This is a genomic window from Sulfuricaulis sp. (assembly GCF_049587675.1).
Taxonomy (GTDB): Bacteria; Pseudomonadota; Gammaproteobacteria; order Acidiferrobacterales; family Sulfurifustaceae; genus Sulfuricaulis.
Map to the genome: position 1 here is coordinate 1 of NZ_JBAVEJ010000070.1, position 3,480 is coordinate 3,480.

General features: G+C 58.7%; 2 protein-coding genes. One reads left to right on the forward strand and one right to left on the reverse strand.

Features of this window, described 5'->3' with window-relative positions; translation table 11 throughout:
• Positions 1-605, forward strand: a 605-nt coding sequence (locus WB402_RS03630; RefSeq protein WP_424205550.1) for an ABC transporter ATP-binding protein, incomplete at its 5' end; no start/stop codon positions are given.
• A gap of 126 nt (positions 606-731) precedes the next feature.
• Here the strand turns inward: WB402_RS03630 and WB402_RS03635 are convergent.
• The gene (locus WB402_RS03635) at positions 732-3,086 is read right to left on the reverse strand and encodes an IS4 family transposase (RefSeq protein WP_424205551.1); all 2,355 of its coding nucleotides are present in this window, start codon (positions 3,084-3,086) and stop codon (positions 732-734) included.
• Between the last annotated feature and the right edge of the window lie 394 nt (positions 3,087-3,480).

Genomic DNA, 3,480 nt, shown 5'->3' on the forward strand with positions numbered 1-3,480 from the left:
CCGTGGAGTTTGACGGCAGACGCATTGATAAGTTGTATGCGCCGGCAGTGGTCAAACTCGGAGTCATCCAGGTGATGGAAGGAAGGCACACCTTTGTGCACCTCACTGTGGAGGACGATCTCCTGACAGGCGCCTACACAAGGGGCCGGGAAAAGGGCATTCGGGTCGCCCTTGACAACGTTTACAAGTATTTTCCCAGGCTGCGGGAACGCAGGCATGCCAAAACGGGATACATATCCGGCGGTGAAATGCAGATGTGTGCCATCGGCCGCGCGCTCATGGCCAAGCCCAGGATCATGCTCCTGGACGAACCATCCATGGGACTAGCCCCTCTCCTGGTAAAGGAAATCTTTGACATCATCCAACGTCTCAACGAGGAGGAAAAGGTGGCAATGCTGCTGGCAGAGCAGAACGCCGCCATGGCCCTTCAATACGCACAATACGGCTACGTGATGGAGAACGGGCGGGTCGTGCTCGACGGGGATGGAGAGACCTTACGGAACAACGAAGACGTGAGGGAGTTCTACCTGGGATTGACTGAGATCGGGAAAAAGAGCTATCGTGACGTCAAGCACTACAGGAGAAGGAAACGTTGGCTGGCCTAGGTTAATTCCTTCTGTCAACCTGTGACCGCGGATCATTTCACAACGTCTCTCAAAGATTTCCTATGGCAAGAAATGGTTGGGGCTAGGACTGCGCGTATCCCTAAAATCTCCTGATAGCAATCGCATCTACAGATACTCCTTTCCCCAGCCGGTAGCCGATTTCGATGTCGTGGAAGCGACAGAGACCGCGCATGATCGTTTGAGGTCCGGGCAAATCGCGGGGGTTTCTGTTGAGGGCCCCGCCGAGTCGCGAGAGGATGATATTGGCAATGGCGATGCGTAGAGCCCTTTTTTTTGCCCCCGCATCGTCTCGGGAGCTACGAAGGGTTGAAGTTCTTCGAGCAGGCGGCATTCCCATGGGTCGAAGATGAGCTCGCAGCGCAGCTCGGGGGCCTCACGGCCGAGCAAGGTCAGGAGCATGACTCGCCAAGCCATGACCGTATCGATAGCGATGGCGCGGGCCAGTTTGGCTGCGCTTTGATGCTGATGGGCTTCAACACGGCAACCACTTTTCAGAACACGATGCCATTCTTCAATGCGCCACCGACGGCTGTACCACCGCACGCAACGGAGCGCTTGCTTGCGCGATTCGATCTGCACTGTGGTCAACAGCACCCAGCGCAACGGTTTGACACCCTTGGGGGGATCGACTTCCCTCAGCAGCAACGCGCGCAGTTCCACAGCCGCCATGTGCCGGGTTTGTGTCGTTTGCGGCGCGCTGATCGTCACCTTGTCCCAGTGCAGTTGGACCTTTGCCCGGCGTGCCGGCAGGCCGATCCTTCCGGGTTTGCTGGGTTTACCCTTCTTCTCGCGTTGGCGCGGTACCGCGATGTGCGCTTCACCCATTACGGGCAACGCCTCCAAATGAGCGAACAACTTTCGGGGTTCCTCTTCCAGGCAGCGGTCATAACGCGCACGCACGAGCAGATGAATGTTGCGGGCCTTACGCCGACGATAGTCGAAGAGCTCGAACAGATCGCTCTCACGGTCGCCCACCGCGATCAGTTCGGTCTCAGGAACCCATTGTGCTATCTCCCGCAGCTCTTCGATGGTGCGCAACCACCGGTAGGATTCCTTTTCTTCGATGGGGCGGTTGTGCGCCTTGTCTTCGCTGTCGAAATGCGAGGCATAGATGTGGGTGCCCAGTACGCCCAATGGCAAGCCGTCCTCACTCAGGGCCAGCGCCGAGTGCATCTTCAGCCCTTGGCTGACAGCGCCGGTCTGGTTCTTGCCGATGTCGCCCAGATCGTTGCAGTGCAATCGATCCGAGAAGTCCAGATCGGTCGTGTCTTGGATCGCCAGCACGCGGCCATACCCTTTGATCCGTCGTATGGTCTGCCGGCGATGCCCGCTAAGAATGCCCTCCGGGCTCATCTGCGCCCGCTGCTTGCCGATAAACCGGTAGTACGCCTTCAATTCGTGACGATCTCCGGCGAAGCACTCCGTATACGAAGCCGACGGATTGCGCGCTTTTGCTTTCGCAATACGCAGCAGCCGCTGCGTCGTGTCCTGATGCCCCAAGTCCGCTTCCCCAAACTCCGCCTCCACCCACCCCTCAGCACACAACGACTCCTCCAGACTCAGGGGGGTGATTTGTTCGCTCTTGGGCACGATCCCCATCTGCCGGCGCCAGCGCCGATTCAGTTCGTACACATAGACCTCTTTGCGGGCCACCTGGGGCTTGTTGGGCCCGTTGCGTCCACGGCCGCTGCTCTCGCCCACACACAACCAGTTGGCCGCCTGATAACAGGTCCCCTCATACGCCTCGGTATTCACGAAGCTCTCCAGCAGCCAAGGCTCGAAGCCATATCGTCGCGCAAAATCCGGCCCCACGCGTTCCGCGGCCATACTCAAAACCCGACTCGCCAAGTTCTCGCAGTGCACGCTGGGTCGAATCAGAAATCGCCGCATGTCCAGCACCCGATCCTGAAAAAGCCTCCGTGTCGGCTCATCCCACCCGATCCATTCGTCGCGCGGCGCCAGTCGCAGCGCACAGGAACCAAACCCCAGTGCACCCAACCAACCGTGCTCGGACCCGATCAAGTAGCGCACCTGCCGCCCCACCATCCGGCTGTCGTGCAGCGGATGTTCCGTTTCGATCAACTCGTTCCACGTTCGGAACAGTTCGTCCTGCTCACGGCTGACTCCCACCAGAGACAACCCCTGCACCTGCTCCACCCGCTCCGGCATCTTCCGCGGTTCAGCAACCCGCTGGCCCAGCCGTCGCGGCTTCCAGCGCCCCGGCCCGCGGCTCTGAGGCTTCGGCAATCGCCAGTAGCCTCGCGCCTCCAGTACCCGCAACGCCTTCTGTGCGCCCCCTTGCCGCAATCGACCCCGAGCATCTCTCATATCCAGACGCTCACACACATGGCGCGCCAGTGCTGCTCGCCCTTTGCCCTTGTTGGCTCTGAGCCACTCCTTGACCAGTGCAGTCCCCTCGCCACCCGCCAACCGCTCCTGAATCGTACTTTTAGTGTCCATGCACCATGGTGTACCAAAGAACGCAAGAAATGTCCCGTTCTTTTTTTGGGGGCAGGCGCAGTGCTAGGCTAACGCGTAGGATATAACTGCGGGGTTATAATCGGGACTGACTCCGGGCATCCTTATGGGGCCTCCTCAGTCCGTTTTTGGCAATCCATAACCTACTTGAGCCAGACTGTCATCAAAAAAAATGGGCGGGATAGCTGAGCAAGGTTCGGGGCGCAGGCAATCACCGCAAATATGATTAGATTCCAGACAAATGAAAAAGCCCGTTCCGGAGCATGAAATGGATCTGAACGAATATTTAGACAAGACAAAGGGCCGTGGGGTCCTGGACACCGCTGATGCCGATGGCAGGGTGGATGTAGCGGCGTACGCAAGGCCAAAGGTTTTG